Origin of the sequence: Paenibacillus sp. GM1FR (assembly GCF_002803315.1) — a bacterium.
Lineage (GTDB): Bacteria > Bacillota > Bacilli > Paenibacillales > Paenibacillaceae > Paenibacillus > Paenibacillus amylolyticus.
Map to the genome: position 1 here is coordinate 533,329 of NZ_MKZL01000011.1, position 18,956 is coordinate 552,284.

At 43.9% G+C, this 18,956-nt stretch carries 18 protein-coding genes; 16 read left to right on the forward strand and 2 right to left on the reverse strand.

What is annotated here, in order from left to right; all coding sequences use genetic code 11:
• The first annotated feature begins 155 nt into the window (after positions 1–155).
• The 15 genes from PAEAM_RS08135 (at position 156) to spo0A (ending at position 14,281) form a co-directional block, all read left to right on the forward strand.
• Positions 156–566 (forward strand): Asp23/Gls24 family envelope stress response protein, encoded by a 411-nt coding sequence (locus tag PAEAM_RS08135; RefSeq protein WP_017687593.1) that lies wholly within the window; start codon positions 156–158, stop codon positions 564–566.
• Positions 567–712: 146 nt separating this feature from the next.
• Positions 713–1,252 carry an alkaline shock response membrane anchor protein AmaP gene (gene amaP, locus PAEAM_RS08140; protein ID WP_017687594.1) on the forward strand — a complete coding sequence of 180 codons (540 nt, stop codon included), beginning with the start codon at positions 713–715 and terminating at the stop codon, positions 1,250–1,252.
• A gap of 14 nt (positions 1,253–1,266) precedes the next feature.
• The gene (locus PAEAM_RS08145) at positions 1,267–1,500 is read left to right on the forward strand and encodes a DUF2273 domain-containing protein (protein WP_017687595.1); all 234 of its coding nucleotides are present in this window, start codon (positions 1,267–1,269) and stop codon (positions 1,498–1,500) included.
• A 221-nt stretch (positions 1,501–1,721) separates the two neighbouring features.
• Complete coding sequence (gene nusB / locus PAEAM_RS08150) at positions 1,722–2,174, forward strand: transcription antitermination factor NusB (protein ID WP_036675000.1); 453 nt, start codon at positions 1,722–1,724, stop codon at positions 2,172–2,174.
• Positions 2,175–2,291: 117 nt separating this feature from the next.
• Positions 2,292–3,149, forward strand: coding sequence for a bifunctional methylenetetrahydrofolate dehydrogenase/methenyltetrahydrofolate cyclohydrolase FolD (folD, locus tag PAEAM_RS08155; RefSeq protein WP_036675001.1), 858 nt, complete (start codon positions 2,292–2,294; stop codon positions 3,147–3,149).
• A 10-nt stretch (positions 3,150–3,159) separates the two neighbouring features.
• The gene (xseA, locus tag PAEAM_RS08160; RefSeq protein ID WP_100527186.1) at positions 3,160–4,524 is read left to right on the forward strand and encodes an exodeoxyribonuclease VII large subunit; all 1,365 of its coding nucleotides are present in this window, start codon (positions 3,160–3,162) and stop codon (positions 4,522–4,524) included.
• A complete protein-coding gene (gene xseB / locus PAEAM_RS08165) occupies positions 4,514–4,771 on the forward strand; it encodes an exodeoxyribonuclease VII small subunit (RefSeq protein ID WP_017687599.1) in 258 nt (85 codons plus the stop codon). Before xseA ends, xseB begins: the two co-directional genes overlap by 11 nt.
• Complete coding sequence (locus PAEAM_RS08170; protein WP_373865046.1) at positions 4,764–5,669, forward strand: polyprenyl synthetase family protein; 906 nt, start codon at positions 4,764–4,766, stop codon at positions 5,667–5,669. Before xseB ends, PAEAM_RS08170 begins: the two co-directional genes overlap by 8 nt.
• Positions 5,670–5,951: 282 nt before the next feature.
• A complete protein-coding gene (gene dxs / locus PAEAM_RS08175; RefSeq protein ID WP_036614362.1) occupies positions 5,952–7,859 on the forward strand; it encodes a 1-deoxy-D-xylulose-5-phosphate synthase in 1,908 nt (635 codons plus the stop codon).
• A gap of 22 nt (positions 7,860–7,881) precedes the next feature.
• Positions 7,882–8,727 carry a TlyA family RNA methyltransferase gene (locus PAEAM_RS08180; RefSeq protein ID WP_076251028.1) on the forward strand — a complete coding sequence of 282 codons (846 nt, stop codon included), beginning with the start codon at positions 7,882–7,884 and terminating at the stop codon, positions 8,725–8,727.
• A gap of 84 nt (positions 8,728–8,811) precedes the next feature.
• Positions 8,812–9,297: a hypothetical protein gene (locus PAEAM_RS08185; protein WP_100527188.1), complete on the forward strand. Its 486-nt coding sequence runs from the start codon at positions 8,812–8,814 to the stop codon at positions 9,295–9,297.
• Between the two features lie 84 nt (positions 9,298–9,381).
• Complete coding sequence (ahrC, locus tag PAEAM_RS08190) at positions 9,382–9,831, forward strand: transcriptional regulator AhrC/ArgR (RefSeq protein ID WP_017687604.1); 450 nt, start codon at positions 9,382–9,384, stop codon at positions 9,829–9,831.
• Between the two features lie 277 nt (positions 9,832–10,108).
• On the forward strand, positions 10,109–11,827 hold the full coding sequence (gene recN / locus PAEAM_RS08195; RefSeq protein WP_100527189.1) for a DNA repair protein RecN: 1,719 nt from the start codon (positions 10,109–10,111) through the stop codon (positions 11,825–11,827).
• Between the two features lie 120 nt (positions 11,828–11,947).
• Entirely contained in the window at positions 11,948–13,276 is a 1,329-nt protein-coding gene (gene spoIVB / locus PAEAM_RS08200; protein ID WP_100527190.1) for a SpoIVB peptidase, read from the forward strand.
• Between the two features lie 195 nt (positions 13,277–13,471).
• Positions 13,472–14,281, forward strand: coding sequence for a sporulation transcription factor Spo0A (spo0A, locus tag PAEAM_RS08205; RefSeq protein WP_036614349.1), 810 nt, complete (start codon positions 13,472–13,474; stop codon positions 14,279–14,281).
• Between the two features lie 659 nt (positions 14,282–14,940).
• Here the strand turns inward: spo0A and PAEAM_RS08210 are convergent.
• Positions 14,941–15,468, reverse strand: coding sequence for a pyruvate kinase (locus tag PAEAM_RS08210; protein ID WP_100527191.1), 528 nt, complete (start codon positions 15,466–15,468; stop codon positions 14,941–14,943).
• 144 nt (positions 15,469–15,612) lie between these two features.
• Positions 15,613–16,419, reverse strand: coding sequence for a hypothetical protein (locus PAEAM_RS08215; protein ID WP_100527192.1), 807 nt, complete (start codon positions 16,417–16,419; stop codon positions 15,613–15,615).
• 1,567 nt (positions 16,420–17,986) lie between these two features.
• Between PAEAM_RS08215 and PAEAM_RS08225 the strand changes: the two genes are divergently transcribed.
• Complete coding sequence (locus PAEAM_RS08225) at positions 17,987–18,943, forward strand: GGDEF domain-containing protein (RefSeq protein WP_100527194.1); 957 nt, start codon at positions 17,987–17,989, stop codon at positions 18,941–18,943.
• The last annotated feature ends 13 nt before the right edge of the window (positions 18,944–18,956 follow it).

Genomic DNA, 18,956 nt, shown 5'->3' on the forward strand with positions numbered 1-18,956 from the left:
GCATGTCTCCTGCAAAGGATAAGCCCGCACCTCGCGGATGTTTGCAGGAGTTCCGGTAAAGCCGGACCGGAAGGGTTCTGAAGGTTGATTAACCTGAGTCCAGCGCCCTGACGGATGGCCGCAAACTTATCTCGCGAAAGGTGTGTTGAACAGTTATGAGTACACTACCGACTGAATTTGAACGAACGGATATCGGTGAAATCCAGATCGCACCTGAAGTTATTGAAGTGATTGCTGGATTGGCGACCCTTGAAGTGAAAGGTGTTGCAGGCATGAGTGGCGGATTCGCTGGCGGGTTTGCTGAATTGCTTGGTCGCAAAAACCTTTCCAAAGGCGTTAAAGTTGAAGTGGGCCAACGTGAAGCTGCAGTTGATGTTTCCGTAATTATCGAGTACGGATACCGTCTGCCACAAGTAGCTACGGAGATTCAACAGAACGTGAAACGTTCCATCGAGAACATGACAGGATTGAATGTGAATGAAGTGAATGTGCACATTCATGACGTTCAGTTCAAGAGCACCGAGAAAGTGGAAGAGATCGACCTGAACAGTCAGCGCGTAAAATAAAAGAAGACAGATTCCCCCGGCATCATCTGCCGGGGGTTATCCCGTCTTGGACAGGTCTTCATTATAGCGAAAGCTAGATGAGGATCTGATTTTTTGCTAGTGAACAGGTTAAGTAATGTTAGTGAGCAAGGGAGGCTGTGCAGTTCGTGGCTAAAATACTGGATCGGCTTCTGTTGTTTATATACAGCATAAGCGTTGGAGCAATATCGGCAGCCGTCATTCTTCTGATTAGCGGTGTGCTGCCTTACGAATTGAATTACCAGCAGGAACAAAACGTTATTGTTGCGTCGGTTATTGCAGCAGCGATTTTGTTTATCCTGAGTTTGCGATTTTTCTACATCTCGGTTCGGCGTGAGCGTGCATCGTTGCCGTCTGTAGATCAACGTACTGAGTTTGGTGATGTACAGATTTCGATGGAGACGATTGAGAATCTCTGTTTGAAGGCAACTTCCCGTTTCCGGGGAGTACGTGATGTCAAGGCACGCATACGTGTGGTTGAGTCAGGACTGGAGATTATGATCCGTGCAGTAGTGGATGGTGAGACACCTATTCCTGCGCTGACTTCTGATCTGCAAAAGGCGATACATGATCATGTGCAAGAGATTACGGGCATCCCGGTTTCTTTTGTCACGGTGTATATCGCTAATGTAACCCAGTCGCCTAACTACAAGAGTCGAGTGGAATGAGGTGAGTTTCACTGATGCTGTGGAAAGAGATTTGGGATAGTCACAGAGGCCGAATTACCGGAATTATCGGCGGCATCTTTTTTGGATTTCTTTATGTATGGATCGGTTTTTGGGATATGTTGTTCTTTGCACTCTTGGTGTTCATCGGTTATACGTTAGGCAGACGAAGCGATTCGAAGCTGGGTTCGTCCATTCCCTGGAGGGAGTGGGGACAATGGCTGGGCGATCGCTGGCGTCCGTTTAAGTGACCTACCTGAACCCTGCAATATGTTTCTTCCGAAAATAGAGCTGTAGTTTAGGTTGCCCGTTTTTTGGAGGAAACGTATTGCAGGTTTTTTTGTGAAAAGGGATAACAATAACAATACCGTGTAAGCCATCGATCTAACCGATACTGGATAAGATGTGATGTTTGCATGATTTTAAAATAAGCATGATGACGCTCCAGACGGAGCGCTGCAGGAGGCAGGACATGAAAAGACGTTTGGCAAGGGAAATTGCAGTACAAAGTCTGTATCAGATGGAAATGAATGAGGTAGGTGCAGCAGAAGCTGTGAACATGTTGATCAATGAAGCTGCTGAAGATAATGAAACCGAAGTAGTTATTCGCGATGAAGATGTAATGCGTACTTATGTTACTGAGATTGTACAAGGAGCCTGGAACAATAAGGAAGCCATTGACGGTTTGCTTGTGGATTATTTGAAAGGTTGGCAGATCAGCCGTCTGTCACGTGTAGATCGCCAGATTCTACGACTGTCAACGTATGAAATGGTATTCCGTGATGACATCCCGGCAAAGGTATCGGTCAATGAAGCAATTGAACTGTCCAAATATTTTGGTACAGAAGAATCCGGTAAATTCGTCAATGGTGTACTTGGACGCATGATTCAGGAAGTTGACGCGATTAAAGCAAAATTATCTTAAGTTATGATTAATTATAGTGTGTGTTCAAAAAGACCGGTTTTCAGTAACCTTCGTAATCAAAAGCGGGCTTTTTGAACAACCTCTAAATTTATATTCACATAAGGGAGAGAGAGTACAATGACAGCATCTATTATTAACGGTAAAGAAGTATCCCAAGAGATCCGCGCAAGCATGACAACAGAAGTAAAACAGCTTAGCGAACAGGGGGTAGTACCTGGTCTGGCTGTTGTGCTCGTCGGGGAAGATCCGGCATCCCAAGTCTATGTGCGTAATAAAGAAAAAGCATGTCACGACCTCGGTTTCTACTCCGAAGTACATCGCTTGGATGCAGATACGTCCCAAGAAGATCTGCTTGCGCTGGTGGACAAGTTGAACAATCAACAATCCATTAACGGAATTTTGGTTCAACTCCCACTACCGAAGCATATCGAAGAGAAAGCGGTCATTGATGCAATTGCCGTGGATAAAGACGTAGACGGATTCCATCCAGTCAATGTTGGTAATCTCGTAATTGGAGACGATAGTCTGCTTCCATGTACCCCAGCGGGTGTAATTGAACTGATCAAACGTACTGGACTGGAAATGTCCGGTAAACATGCAGTGGTTATCGGAAGAAGCAACATCGTTGGCAAACCGGTATCGCTGTTGCTCCAACGTGAGAATGCGACGGTAACCATGTGTCATTCCCGTACAGCCAACATGAAAGAAATTACACGTCAGGCGGACATTTTAGTTGTAGCCATCGGCCGTGCTAATTTTGTGGATGCTGATTTTGTGAAACCAGGTGCTGTTGTTATCGATGTCGGCATGAACCGTTTGGATAATGGCAAACTGGCAGGAGACGTTGATTTCGAGAGTGTGAAAGAAGTTTCTGGTCCAATTACACCCGTTCCTGGCGGTGTTGGTCCGATGACAATCACAATGCTGATGCAAAATACATTGATCGCTGCCAAGCGCGCTCACGGATTGGCCTAGGGTTTTGTCTGTGGCAGATCAAAAGATCTACTCCATCAAAGACCTGAACCGATACATCCGGATGAAACTGGAATCGGATCAGGTCCTGTCGGACGTCTGGCTGCGCGGGGAGATTTCGAATTTCACACATCACTCCAGCGGCCATATGTATTTTACATTGAAGGACAAGGACAGCCGGATCAAGTCAATTATGTTTGCGTCCCATAACCAGCGATTACCCTTTGTACCGAAGGAGGGTGCAAGGGTTATTGCCCGTGGTAATGTCTCGGTGTATGAACGGGATGGGCAGTATCAATTCTATGCTACCCATATGCAGCCGGACGGAATTGGAAGTCTGTATCTGGCTTACGAACAGCTGAAGAAAAAGCTTGAGGATGAAGGGTTATTTTCACCTTCTCGAAAAAGACAGATCCCTCGTTATCCACAGACCATCGGGGTTGTAACTTCACCGACGGGAGCGGCGGTGCGAGACATTATGATCACACTCCAGCGCAGATACCCTTCTGCCAAAGTTGTTTTATATCCTGTTCTGGTTCAAGGGAAGGGTGCAGCACCTTCCATTGTCAAAGCGATTGGCAACCTGAACCGGATGGGAGAAGCCGATGTACTTATCGTTGGACGCGGAGGCGGTTCACTGGAGGAGTTGTGGGCCTTTAATGAGGAGGTTGTGGCAAGAGCAATAGTTGCTTCGGATATTCCTGTCATTTCTGCGGTTGGGCACGAAACGGACTTCACTATTGCTGATTTTGCAGCCGATTTGCGTGCGGCTACACCTACAGCAGCTGCTGAATTAGCTGTACCTAATAGAGCTGAGTTGCTTGATCAGATCGGACAACGTCAGCGCCAGTTACAGCACAGCTTACGTCAGCGTGCTGTACATAATCGTGAACGGCTCGCAAGATTACAGCGTTCGCCAGTGCTGGTGCATCCAAGACGTACCTTGATGCAGCATACGGAACGACTGGATATGATGCACCAACGGCTTTTGAGAACAGTCGATACACGTATGAAATGGACAGGAGAGAAGCAGGAGCGTCTGCGGGCAGCACTGCAACGGTTCAATCCTCGTGAGCAGGTCAATGCAGCACGCCGTGAGAATGCGGCAGCACGCAGACAACTTGAACTTGCGATCAGGTCTATAGCCAGATCGAAGCAGCAACAGTGGAAATCATCTGTGCGGCATCTGGATGCGCTTAGCCCGCTTAAAGTCATGTCACGGGGATACAGCCTTGTCTATGACGAGCAAGAACAGCGATTGATCAAGTCGACGAAGGATGTACAGCCTGGAGATTCAATTAAGATTAAATTAACAGACGGACAGCTGGACTGTCAGGTTTGGGGAATGAAGGAGGACGACAATACCCATGGCGAATGAACCGGAATTGAATTTTGAAGAGGCAATGGCGGCATTGGAAGACATCGTAGGTCAGCTGGAACATGGTGATGTTCCGTTGGAACAGGCCATCGATCTGTTTCAACGCGGGATGAAACTTTCGCAACTTTGCGGTTTGAAGCTGGAACAAGTGGAACGCAAGATCGAGATGATCGTAGAAGAAGATGGAGAGCTTCGCAAGAAGCCTTTCGGAACTGCTGACGATGAGAGCGGTGAAGTCCATGAGTAATCGTCCTTCGTTTCAAGCATACCTCGAAGAGGTCACAGCTGAGGTGACAGAAGCGTTGAAACATACGCTTCCCGATCACTGGGATGTACCCCAATCGTTGACGGATGCGATGCAGTACTCACTTATGGCCGGAGGCAAACGCCTTCGTCCTCTTCTGGTCGTTGCTGCGGCGGAAGCCTTCGGTGCACAGCGTACAGCTGCAATGCCGGTAGCCTGCGCCGTGGAGATGGTTCATACGTATTCACTGATCCACGACGACCTGCCTGCTATGGATAATGATGATTACCGCAGGGGAAAATTAACGAATCATAAGGTATATGGTGAAGCAACAGCCATATTGGCGGGCGATGCGTTGCTAACTCATGCTTTTTATAGCATTGTTCAAGCTGGACGCCGTAGCGGTGTGGCGGCAGATGCGTTACTGTCCATCGTAGAGGACATGTCCGAACTTGCTGGAGCAAGAGGCATGGTCGGCGGCCAAGTCGCGGATATGGAAGGCGAGCAAGGCATGACCGATCTTTCACAGCTCCAATATATCCATTTGCACAAAACGGGTGATCTGATTGTTTTCTCACTCATTGCTGGAGCACGAATTGGTGGAGCAACGGAGGGACAATTGGAAGCCTTACGTGTGTTTGGCCGTGATCTGGGGCTGGCATTTCAGATTCAGGATGATATTCTCGACCTGACGGGTGACGAGCAGAAGATGGGCAAGAAAACACAGAGCGATGTGAATCAGCAGAAGGTAACATATCCTTATTTTATTGGCATGGAGGCTTCTGTAGATGAAGTGAAATCCCTTACCCAATCTGCCAAAGACGCACTTGAAAGAGCCGAGTTACCTGATGCATCCAGATTGCTGGAAATTGCAGATTATCTGATGAGTCGAGACCATTAGATTCTGACGGAGCGGTCTGTTTCAAAACCTGTATAGCCGTGTAATGAATGTAATGTCCTTTTTCCGAGTAGGTGGAAAGAGCTGTCCCGAGTGGATGCGGGAATACATATGGAGAAGAATTTTAAATAACTTGCTGGCGAGAATGCTCGTTATCGGGAGTATAGTGCAGTAAATTATGATTCTTGTTCTTTTATGTTATAATGATTTAATGTCATTTGATTCATAATGTATATATCGATTTACAACAATAACTAAACAATCTAGGAAAGCGGGGAGATTCTCGTGCTGCTTCCACAAATTAAACAACCCAGTGATCTAAAGTCGATGTCTCAGGATGATCTTGCCCTTTTGTCGGCAGAGATCCGGCAGTTTCTGATTGAGAAACTGTCTGTTACAGGTGGGCATCTCGCACCCAACTTAGGCGTGGTTGAGCTCACGGTAGCCCTGCATTACTGCTACAACAGTCCAGCAGACAAAATGATTTTTGATGTAGGGCATCAGGCTTATGTGCATAAAGTCCTGACAGGGCGTATGGATCGCTTTGATACATTGCGTCAACATAACGGTCTGTGCGGGTTTGTCAAACGCAACGAAAGTGAACATGACGTATGGGAAGCTGGACACAGCAGTACTTCATTGTCTGCTGCGATGGGGATGGCCCTTGCACGTGATCTGAAGGGTGAGGACAACCAAGTTATCGCGATGATTGGTGATGGAGCGCTTACAGGTGGTATGGCTTTTGAAGCCCTCAATCATATCGGTCATGAGCAGAGAAAACTGATGGTTATTCTGAATGATAATGAAATGTCCATTGCTCCAAACGTTGGGGCCATGCATAAATATTTGAGCAAGATTCGTTCGGATCGTCATTATCTGAAAGCAAAAGATGATGTCGAGGGCATGCTTAAAAAAATTCCTGCTATTGGGGACCGTTTGGCCAAATCGGCAAGCTGGATCAAAGATAGTGTCAAATATATGATGGTACCAGGTGTTCTTTTCGAAGAACTGGGCTTCACGTATTTGGGACCGATTGATGGGCATGATATTCCCAAATTGATCGAAACCTTCAAACAGGCAGATAACGTTGATGGCCCTGTGCTCGTTCACGTGCTCACGACCAAAGGCAAAGGTTATCAGCCAGCAGAAGCCGATTCGCACAAGTGGCACGGGATTTCTCCGTACAAAATTGAATCCGGTCAAGTGCTGAAGGCAGTCGGAAAACCGATGTACACGGAAGTATTCGGTCAAACGTTAATTGATCTTGCGAAGCAGGATAAGCGGGTCGTAGCGGTAACGCCAGCAATGCCTACAGGATCAGGTCTCATTCCTTTTAGTAAGGAATTTCCTGACCGCATGATTGACGTAGGGATCGCAGAACAGCATGCGGCAACCATGTGTGCTGCACTGGCTATGGAAGGCTTGAAGCCGGTCTTTGCCGTGTATTCTACGTTTATGCAACGTGCATATGATCAGATTGTACATGATATTTGCCGTCATAACGCCAACGTGATGTTTGCTATTGACCGTGCGGGGTTTGTTGGTCCGGATGGGGAAACACATCAAGGGGTATACGATGTGGCATTTATGCGCCATATTCCAAATATCGTTCTGATGATGCCAAAAGACGAAAATGAATTGCGTCATATGATGAAAACGGCGCTTGATTATAATGAAGGTCCAATTGCTTACCGTTATCCACGAAATAATGTGGTCGGTGTACCTTTGGATGATGTACTTGTTCCGATTCCAATCGGATCATGGGAGCAACTGCGTCCATCCGAGGGATATGCTGTCATCGCTTCAGGTTCGATGGTGCAGCTTGCAGAAGAAGCAGCAGAGATGGTGAAGCGGGAAGGTATCACAGCAGGCGTAATCAACGCTCGCTTCCTGAAACCTCTTGACGAGCAAATGTTGCGTGATTTAGCTGTTCGAGGCACCAAATTGATTGTACTTGAAGAAACATCCCAGGCAGGCAGCATGGGTAGTGCAGTTCTGGAGTTTTATGCAGAACAGGGACTACATGATGTTCATGTACAATTGATGGGGATTCCGGATCGCTTCATCGAGCATGGCAGTATTAAGGAACAACGTGAGGAAGTGGGTCTTACCGTTGAAAATGTATGTGCTGAACTGCGCAAGATGGCTGTTCAATCATCTTACGGCATACCCAAAACACGTTTTCCTTCGTAAATTTACATGATAGGAGACAGACATGTCACTCCCGAAAGAACGAATTGATGTTCTGCTGGTTGAGCAGGGCTATTATGAAAGTCGTGAGAAGGCAAAAGCTGCAATCATGGCTGGACTGGTATATGCCAATAATGAGCCGATCGAAAAGGCGGGCATGAAAATTCCAAGGGAAGCCGAGCTGAAAGTTAAAGGCTCGGTACATCCCTATGTCGGTAGAGGCGGATTGAAGCTCGAAAAAGCGATCCGTCATTTCGGCCTTGATATGAACGGACTTGTCATGCTCGACATTGGTTCATCCACCGGCGGATTTACGGACTGTGCACTTCAGCATGGCGCATCTCACGTCTACGCTATTGATGTGGGTTATAATCAGCTCGACTGGTCTTTGCGTAATGATGAGCGGGTTACCGTTATGGAACGAACTAATTTCCGCTATGTGACTCCTGAAGATCTGACGGGACCCGTGCCGAACTTTGCGAGCATTGATGTGTCGTTCATTTCACTGCGAATCATATTGCCGCCACTTCTGGCTCTTTTGAAACAACCTGCAGATATCGTTGCATTGATTAAACCTCAATTTGAGGCAGGGCGTGAAAAAGTAGGCAAGTCCGGTGTAGTACGTGATACGAAGGTACACAAGGATGTATTGCAGACAATGCTTCATTTTTCCAGTCAACTTGGTTTACATCTGCAGAGTTTAACTTTTTCACCGATAACGGGTGGAGAAGGTAATATAGAATTTCTCGCACATTGGCGTCTGGAAGCACCAGAGGCAACACAACCAGAGATCGATCCAGCTTCACTTGACGCACTTGCGGAGCAAGTTGCAAAGGAAGCAGCTCATACATTTACGGGAAACTCATCATAAGATGGGTTTCTTTTCGCTGGAAAGGTGATTGACGTAAAGGGAAATCATTACTGAACCTCGAATATGTCTTCGAGGTGAGCGATAATGGATGGTCAATATGACACAATCTTTATAGGTGTACTTGCTGTCTGTTTGATCTTGTGGCTGTTCTTTGGCTTGCGTAATTGGGTGAACCGACCGACGCCGGTAAGCTTGTCTGGAATGAAACTGAACGTGAAGATTCAAGATTCCCCGGCCTTGGATTTGCTTGAAGCACAGGGCTACGAAGTCATCGGTGGGAAAATGAAAGTCCCTCTGGCTTTTGAGGCCAATGAATCCGTTTATTACAGCAGATTATTCATTGATTATGTTGCAGAACGTGAGGATCTCAGATACCTCGTGAAAACGTCTCGTCGCAGACAGCCAATCGATATGACCGGCCCTGCGCTAAGGGATCGCTTCCTCAATTATCTGTTGTTATATCCTGGCTGTGAAGGATTGCTGTATGTTGACGTGGAGGATTCCGATATTAAGTTAATCAGGCTCATGGACTATCAGGAAGATGTGTATGATGGGGATGATCTGGACTAATATAAAAGAATGAACATTGCAGGGCAAAGTCTGCGGCGAATTACAAATGCTGCTTTATTGCAATACATCTAACTGGAGGCATATATGAAAGGACAAAGGCACATCAAGATTCGTGAAATCATTAGTCAAAATGAAATTGAGACCCAGGATGATCTGGTTGAAGCACTACGCAAATCAGGTTTTCAGGTGACTCAAGCGACGGTATCCCGGGATATCAAGGAACTTCTGTTAATCAAGATTCCGATGGATGACGGAAGATACAAGTACTCTTTACCGACAGATCAACGATATAATCCGATTCAAAAGTTGAAGCGTGCACTCGTTGACAACTTCTTGCACATTGATCACACGAACAATCTGGTTGTAATGAAATGTTTGCCGGGAACAGCCAACTCCATTGCAGCTTTGCTTGATAATATTGAGTGGAATGAAGTCATGGGCACGATCTGTGGAGATGACACCATTCTGATTATCTGCCGGACTGAAGGTAACAGTGTGACCGTTATTGAGCGGATCATGGGTTACATTGCTTAAAGTGCGTGTTCAAAAAGATTGGTTTTCAGTACCGAGAAGATGGGATGAAGCTAGAAATGGAGTAGCGGAGCGTAGGGAAACTACGTGAGCAACTGCAATGTTTCCGAAGGAAACATACTTCGTAAGCATCCCACTTATTTCGGCTGAATTCCATATTCGATGCTGATGATGCCACCAGGCATCCTTCGTAATCAAAAGCGGACTTTTTGAACAACCTTTTGAATCAATGGTTCAAAAACATAATATCTGAGTTAGTTATCCGGAGGTGTTTTTGCAGATGTTAGTTACGTTATCGATTCGTAATCTGGCTGTGGTGGAAGAAGTGGATGTTGTATTCCACCCGGGATTCCATGTACTTTCAGGGGAAACGGGTGCAGGTAAGTCGATTATTATAGATGCACTTGGCTTAATTGCCGGTGGACGCAGTTCAGCTGATCTGATCCGGTACGGATGTGAGAAGGCAGAGATGGAAGCCTTGTTCGAGATGGAGCAGAGTCATCCGGTATGGCAGACATTAGAGAAATTGGGTATCCATTGTGAGCCTGAAGAGCATTTGGTTATACGACGTGAGTTGAATACTCAAGGGAAGAGTACGTCCCGCATTAATGGGCAATTGGTCAATCTGACCATGCTGCGGGAAGTAGGCGAGAAGCTAATCAATATTCATGGACAACATGAACATCAGAGTTTGCTACGCGCTGAGAGCCATCTGGGGCTTCTCGATACTTATGGCTCGGAAGTCATCGGACCGATCAAAGCGAAGTACCAGGAGCGCTACAGCAAGTTTATCACGGCGGAAAAAGAACTGCGTGCCCTTCAGGAGTCCAGTCAGCGGGCATATCAACTCTTGGACATGTATCGCTTTCAGCTTGAGGAGATCGCAGCAGCAAGCCTTACACAAGGCGAGGATGAATTACTCGGGGAAGAACGGGTCAAACTATCCCATAGTGAGAAAATGATGGACAGTGTTGCTGGTGCATATGATCTGCTCAGTGGTCAACGCGGACTTGAAGCTGTGAGCATTGCTCTTTCAAGAATTGAAGACATTTCTGGATATGATAGCAAAGGACTGCAACCAATCGTAGAACAGCTACAATCTGCATTTTATCAATTGGAAGATGCGACATTTCAGTTAAGGGATTACCGGGAGAAGATTGAATTTAATCCGGCAAGGCTGGAAGAAGTGGAGCAAAGGCTGAATCTGATTTCTGGCCTCAGACGGAAATACGGGGACAGTGTTGAACTTATTCTGAGTTATTATGATCAGATTAGCCATGAAACCGACCAACTGGAGAACAAGGACGAACGGCTGGAGAAATTGCGAGCTGAACGTGACAAAATGCTTAACCTTGTGATGGAGTCTGCTGAAGAGCTCAGCAAGGTTCGCAAACAATGCGCCGAGCAACTTGCTGCACAGGTGGAAAGCGAACTCAAGGATCTGCAAATGGAGCGGACTACACTGCGTGTTCAAATTACTCCTTTCGAAGATCCAAAGGGGATTGAATGGAATGGACGTCGTATTCGTCTGAATCGTCATGGTGCGGACAATGCGGAATTCCTAATCTCACCAAACCCGGGCGAGCCATTACGACCACTTGGCAAAATTGCTTCAGGTGGTGAGTTGTCGAGAATGATGCTGGCGATGAAGAGTATCTTTGCGCGACATGACCGGATACCTGTGTTGATTTTTGATGAAGTTGATACCGGAGTTAGCGGTAGAGCAGCTCAATCCATTGCGGAAAAACTGTTCCGTTTGTCTTCGACTTGTCAGGTTTTCTCAATAACTCACTTACCACAAGTGGCTTGTATGGCAGATCATCAGTATCTCATTGAGAAACATGTCTACGATGGACGGACAATGACGCAGGTGGAATCGCTGTCAGACGAAGGCAGAGTGAAGGAATTGGCACGTATGCTGGGCGGCGTGGAAATTACAGAAAAAACGCTGCATCACGCACAGGAAATGCTGAATTTGGCGGAAGCCAAAAAAGGGTGAAACGGACGGCTGGCGTAATGATTGACAGTAATAAAAGCCTGGGGGCGAGGTTATCTTATAGGTACGCAATTGGCGACCACCTTTCGTCAAGCGAAAGAAGCAAAGGGAGTGTGACAGCCATTGAATTCCCCCCTCAGGAAGAAATTGCTAGGTCTTTTATTTGCCTTCTTTCTTTGTGTGATTAGCCAGGCCATTCAGCCTGTGCAAAGTTATGCTTCACTGCCGGATGAATTGCAGGTGTTTGCTGGCAGGCAAGCGGAAGTCCGGCTCGCTGTACCTGCTGCTTCAAGCGCCGTTGTAGATCGTCCTGATATCGTTGGTTTGGATGATCAGGCAGCGATGTATGTTACCAGGCAACAACCTTTGCATCTTCACCCTCAACAGACGGGACATGCCAAATTAACGTTGAAGTTGTGGGGTAAAATTCCGGTCAAAACAGTCCATGTGAATGTGATACCGGATTTGCGTGTTGTACCCGGGGGACAAACGATTGGCGTCAAGGTTAAATCGGCAGGCATTCTGGTGGTTGGACATCATCTGGTCCGTTCCGGTCAGGATGAGCGTGTATCGCCCGGAGAAACAGCGGGCATTAAGCTCGGAGATCTGATTACGCATATGGATGGAAAACGTCTGGAAGGCGTAGCAGGTGTCTCTGAAGCCGTTGAACTTGCAGGGAAAAGTAAAAAAGGTATTGATGTTGTGTTAAAACGTGGTAAGGAAACGGTGAAGACACGATTAACTCCGGCGTATGACTCCGAGGATCAAGCGTGGAGGCTTGGATTGTACATTCGTGATTCTGCAGCCGGTGTTGGCACACTTACCTTCTATGCTCCCGATCAGGGCGTATATGGCGCACTGGGCCATGTCATTACAGATATGAACACACAGACATCTATTGTTGTGGGTAGTGGTCAGATCGTTCAATCCAATGTGACGTCCATTTCTAAAAGTGAGACCGGTGATCCGGGTGAAAAACGTGCTCATTTCCTCAAGGAAAGCAAAATTTTGGGCAATATTGAACGTAATACGGCTTTTGGTATCTTTGGTAAAATGTCCGGAAATCCTGAGCACAGTCTGTATTCGAAAGGTATTCCCGTCGCTTTTTCTCATGAAGTAAAGGAAGGACCGGCCGAGATACTTACCGTGGTTGACGGTCAACAAGTTGAACGCTTCTCCATTGACATTGTTCATGTGGCAGATCAAACTGAACCAGCAACAAAAGGTCTGGTACTTCGAATTACGGACCCGAAACTGCTGGATAAGACCGGAGGTATCGTTCAAGGGATGAGTGGCAGCCCCATTGTACAAAATGGTAAATTGATCGGTGCAGTTACTCATGTATTCGTGAATGATCCAAAATCGGGTTACGGTTGCTTCATTGAATGGATGTTACAAGATGCTGGCGTTATGATGAAAAAGGAAAACGATAAGAACCTCAAGGCTGGTTAAACAGCCCTGAGGTTCTTTTTTGTCGAAAGCAAACATAATATATCGGATAATGAAATAAATTATTTATTATATAGGATCAAGAAAAAAAAATAAAGAAAAATAATTTTCGACAGGAGGAATTTAACTGGCTGTGTCGAAAATTAAACGTGTAAGGAAATGTACGAAACGATGTTTAATTTAAAGGAGGATACCGTTTTGCAAAAAATTGAGGTATTGCTGGCCGATGATAATCGTGAATTTACGAATTTGCTTGCCGAATATATATCTGAGCAGGAAGATATGGAAGTAACCGGTATTGCATACAATGGAGAAGAAGTACTGCAATTGCTGGAGCAAACTCGGGATGTGCCGGATGTATTGATTCTGGATATTATCATGCCTCACCTGGACGGACTGGGTGTGCTTGAGCGCTTGCGCGACCTGAACCTGTCTCCACAGCCTAAAGTCATTATGCTTACGGCATTCGGACAAGAGAATATCACACAGCGTGCCGTGCAACTCGGAGCTTCTTATTATATTCTTAAGCCGTTTGACATGGAAGTGCTTGCGAATCGTGTGCGTCAACTGGTGGGAACACAGACGGCGATGTCCACAAGCAGCGGATCATCCATGTTCATGAAATCATCCAATGTTGTGCCAATGGGCAAACACAAAAATCTGGATGCAAATATTACGTCCATCATACATGAAATCGGCGTTCCTGCGCATATTAAAGGATATCAGTATTTGCGCGAAGCGATTACGATGGTGTATAACAATATCGAAATTTTGGGAGCCATCACCAAAACACTGTATCCGGCGATTGCCGAAAAATTCAAAACCACGCCGTCCCGCGTCGAACGTGCCATCCGTCATGCCATTGAAGTGGCATGGACTCGCGGTAACATCGACAGCATCAGCCACTTGTTTGGTTACACGATCAATATCAGCAAGTCGAAACCAACGAATAGCGAGTTCATCGCGATGGTTGCTGACAAGCTGAGAATTGAGCATAAGGTAAGCTGAAAGGGTCAGGAGTATTGAGCTGGCAAGTATAGTTTGGATTCAAATTTGATTCTAGCCAAATGGTTTTTGGCGGCCTATATCTGAATTCGTTCATTTCATGCCGCTAAACTTCTGTAATACATGCCAACGAATACCGTCATTTATTGGGTTTGTAAAAATCCAATAAATGACGGTATTTTTATGAATGATAATGAATTTCAGTTGGATAACTTTATGCTATACTGTTCATTCCAAAATCTTTATCGTAAGACCTTGTCTAGCTACGAGCAAACGCTGAAGGTACTGTCAGGGAATATCCATCTTATAAAAGAAACAAAGATGGTTAAAAAACAATATTCTGATGCAGTTTAATTTGTTTATGTGAAGTATGCTAAATATAGTTGGGACTTTAAGTTTTTATGAATAAATATGCGAAATCGAATTATATCAGGTGTTTTAAGAGATTTATTTATATAATATGGATATTATAAGGCCCTTAGTGTCGTCTAATCCATATTAGACAACACTTTTGAGGGACTAGGGGAGGGGGCGTTAGATCATAATGACATTCTTTGTTTACAATTGACACTTCCACCGCGACGGGCTGATTTGTCTAGAAAATCATGCTTACTAATAAAATAGCTCTTTCAATGTGAAAGAGCATCAAAAGTGGTTATAGTTTAATTGCACAGATAAGTATCGTCACCGTTTTGGTTCCCAAAATACCGGAGACGGTAACCTTCTTTATAACGTGCTATCACTTTGTCAATTAATTGATCATTTTCAAAATAAATGTGACCAGTTAAATAGAGAGCTACCAGATACTCTTCAAATAGTAAGTTTCCCAGAACCATCTGTTCCTTGGGTATCTCTATTTGTAGTACACTTATCTCAACACATAGCATGTGAGAAAAACCCTGTATTGTTGAATTTATGATCCAAGCAAATTCTAAAGGCTCATAAATTTCCTCTTTGTTGTTCAGTTTTAATAGTTCAATAATTCCGCGCTTGTCTTTGAACACATACGCAGCAATAGCTTGATCGAAGTCAGCATAAGGATCACTACTTAAATTTGAGAAAAGGCTAAGATCCACTTTCTCAGCGTGATATTTATTGGTCAGGTGATCGTGAATTTGCTCTAATGAAAAAGGATTTGGTATATTTAGGGTGAGATATCGCTCGTATAGTTGTTGTATGTTAATATGCAATTCTTCTTCATCCTCTTCTCTTAAATTAATTAGGTTAAGAAGACAACTTCATGCAATTGCTGAAGTTGTCTCGAAATATAGCATTTAGTTCTGGAGATGGTATATGTATTTCTAGAATATCATATGCTTTACGTTAATTGCTCATTATTTTGGTTTTGGTATCTGTCCCATTTGACCTTCAGTTCCTTGAAAAATATGTCCTGAGCGAACTCCGTTTGACTTCTCTCCATGGAAATGCCAAAAATAGCGAGTATCATTATAATTTTTCTTGGAATGATTTTCTGAGATGATTTTTCCATTTTTACCTGCAAATTTAGCTGCGAGAATTCTACCGTCATTATAACTTGGTGTCCAAACTTCACCATATGGGCTAGAAATGATTGAAAAAGCTTGGTCATCTGTCAATGGGGCACCAACATACAGGTTTAGTTTATCGTATTTAACTCTATAATATTTAGGTTTATCTTTCTGTTTGCTCTTTGTGAGTTCACTCACAAACGCTTTAGCTTCTACAAAGCCTTCGATAACTGTTACTCCAACAGCGGCTCCAGCAGCCAGCCAAACTATAACTTTTCCGATTTCCCAACCAACCCAAGGGAGTACCCATGCTACTTTCGACTCTTCAAGTGGAACATCTTCTCCAATAATATCAAAGTCGCCAATGTTTACATTATGGTAGTTCTCATTAGACGGAGATTCTGCAACGTTACTCTGACTTTGATTTTCATCGTCTGTGGTGCGTGCATCCTCTGTGATATTTGAGCTTTCATCAGCAACAGTTTCTGGAACAATATTATCCTCTGTGCTGGTTACAACTTCTTGATCACTTTGCAACTTTTCTACACCTGCGGCTAACGAATAAGATTGTGCACCAGTTACAGCAAATAATAAGAAAGCCATAGTTAGAGCAGTAATACGGAAAAACGATTTTAAAGATGCCTTTTTAAACAATTAAATTCCCTCCGAAGTTTTTTATTTACACCATCTCCAAAATGGGTTATCGATTCTATATAGTTAATATTAGAACCAATAATTAGGAGTATAGTGCAGGCGACATTAATAAGCAATGATAGTAATAATACGTATTATTTGGTAATGTAAAAATTTATTGGGTATTAATTTACATAAGGAAAAATGTAGCTGTTCCAATTTTCACAATTTCAGTTATCTACTAAGCATGATTTTGGCTTTTGTTGTACAAGATTTAATAAATCTTAAATAGAATTAATTCTGTGAATTGTTTTCTCGCAACGCATCTGGTAGAATTTAATAAAGTATGGGATGGTGAGCAATCTCCTTTTGTAACAAGGAGGAAATTAATCTATGCAATATTACAAGAAAGTATTCTTTTTTGTGAGGAAGATTATGGAAAGTAGATTAAAGGATGTTTTAAGGATCAAGACAACAACAACAGTAAAAACAACAAGAACAACGGAAACAGTGACAACAACAAGAACAACAACAAGAAGGTTGAGATTGTAGTCACATTCTTCTCTTAGCCTAAAACACAAAATATCAAATGGTCATTGCTCACCTGTAATTCCCTTTTCAAAAGGGCAACAGGTGAGCAATATAATAAAATAATACAATGAGAAGACCGCTAATGTTTTAAATTGGCGGTCTTTTTGTCCACTATAGAGCAGTATTTAATGAAGTTGGACTAATGAATGAAAGCCAATGAAAACATTAATGTTGATAAAAATGAATTTACAACGCTAGAAAATATTGAAGTGGAGGGATATTGAAATAACACGTCTTCGAGAATGAGAGATCGTTCGTCTATTGTATGTGTAACGATCGTTGCATTAAGGGAATCCGAAAAACTGAGTCTGTTGGAGTGTCCTAGTGGTAAGAATGCGATTTAAAGGATAAATGAAGTTACTGGTTTAGGAATAACAAGGGGCATGATAAAAGGAAATCTATCAAATGGAAAAAGGTTTGATAACAAAGAGTATTCTATTTTGATTATAGGGAAAGAAAGCTTAATGGGTACTCCAGAAATCATGGGAGTACTGAGATCCACGAAGAGAAACATAATAGTCTTATTGCTTGCCCAAATGGTAGCGTTACAAAAATTATACCTACATAGATGAAAAGGATTCTGTACGTATCGATTGGATAGATGAAGAAAAGACAATCAATTATGTGAATATAATACAATGAGATGTATTGTTCAAGTGTGGATATACATTTACAGGACTGAATCCTGGTACGAGCTGTTCTCTTGGAGTAAAGGCTTTTGATACCAGTGGGAATATATCAATTATGACGCAGCACGGAGCAACTACAATGCCAACGAATACCGTCATTTTATTGGATTGAAGATATCCAATAATTGACGGTATTTTTGCATAACGAAATAACACAGATCATGGGGATAAAAATTATCTTTCATAAACTTTTACCCTCAGTTAACGCTTTTTCAAGTAGAAAGTGGTACGATGTGACCATTGACAAAGACCTACATATATATTTGAAAAGTTCGGATAAGATGCTACGAACAGAGGAGTAGAATAGTATGTTTACGCAAATAGGCGAGATTGCTGAACCAATTCCTGTAGTACAATCTGATACAAAATGTGATATCGTCTATCATCTTTTCAAGTCCAATCCTAGTCTGGAAGGTATAGCTGTTATGGGGGAGAAGGATGTGTCATTAATGATGCGGCCCCGATTCTTTCAGCAGATTGGCACCCAGTATGGCTATAATCTGTATATGGGACGTCCTGTAGAACTGGTGATGAATACGCAGGCACTGGTCGTGGATTATTCGGAACAGATTACAGATGTCAGTGTTCTAGCCATGGATCGAGATGAAGGGGATATATATGATCTTGTGTTGGTCACGTCAGGAGAAAGTTTCTTTGGAGCTGTGAGTATTCGACGTTTGCTACTTGCTGTTGCTGATGTACGGGCTGAAATGGCGATTTTTATGAACCCGCTGACTGGTCTTCCTGGTAATCATATCATAGATGAAAGGCTGTCGCAGGCTCTTCAGATGGACCAATTTAGCGTACTGTACGTTGATCTTGATCAATTCAAATCCTACAATGATAGCTACGGCTTCAAAATGGGGGATCAGCTTATTCAGGCGACAGCTAACTTGCTGCGTAAGCTATTTGTTCCCCCTGAAGCTTTTCTTGGACATATCGGTGGTGATGATTTTATTACGATCCTGAATCACCATGATTACAAATATATTAGTGAGGAAGTCATCTCAGGTTTTGAGGAAATGAAAAAGACATTTTACAACGAACATGATTGGCATCATCAATATGTTCTGGGGGAAGGACGCTCCGGGCTGAATCGGCCCATTCCTCTGGTGTCGGTATCCATCGCCGTTGTAACCAATAGCAAGCGAAAATATGAAAACATAGATCAGATAATTGATGAGGCCACACGCATCAAAAAAGGTTGTAAAGCGATTGCTGGGAGTATCATCTGTGCAAATGATACCGCCACTACTCCGTGCTAGAAATAAAATTACG

Coding starts and splice junctions, on each gene's coding strand:
- PAEAM_RS08135 (WP_017687593.1), top strand. CDS start 156: ATGAGTACACTACCGACTGAATTTGAACGAACGGATATCGGTGAAATC.
- PAEAM_RS08145 (WP_017687595.1), top strand. CDS start 1,267: ATGCTGTGGAAAGAGATTTGGGATAGTCACAGAGGCCGAATTACCGGA.
- nusB (WP_036675000.1), top strand. CDS start 1,722: ATGAAAAGACGTTTGGCAAGGGAAATTGCAGTACAAAGTCTGTATCAG.
- folD (WP_036675001.1), top strand. CDS start 2,292: ATGACAGCATCTATTATTAACGGTAAAGAAGTATCCCAAGAGATCCGC.
- xseB (WP_017687599.1), top strand. CDS start 4,514: ATGGCGAATGAACCGGAATTGAATTTTGAAGAGGCAATGGCGGCATTG.
- PAEAM_RS08170 (WP_373865046.1), top strand. CDS start 4,764: ATGAGTAATCGTCCTTCGTTTCAAGCATACCTCGAAGAGGTCACAGCT.
- PAEAM_RS08180 (WP_076251028.1), top strand. CDS start 7,882: ATGTCACTCCCGAAAGAACGAATTGATGTTCTGCTGGTTGAGCAGGGC.
- PAEAM_RS08185 (WP_100527188.1), top strand. CDS start 8,812: ATGGATGGTCAATATGACACAATCTTTATAGGTGTACTTGCTGTCTGT.
- ahrC (WP_017687604.1), top strand. CDS start 9,382: ATGAAAGGACAAAGGCACATCAAGATTCGTGAAATCATTAGTCAAAAT.
- recN (WP_100527189.1), top strand. CDS start 10,109: ATGTTAGTTACGTTATCGATTCGTAATCTGGCTGTGGTGGAAGAAGTG.
- PAEAM_RS08225 (WP_100527194.1), top strand. CDS start 17,987: ATGTTTACGCAAATAGGCGAGATTGCTGAACCAATTCCTGTAGTACAA.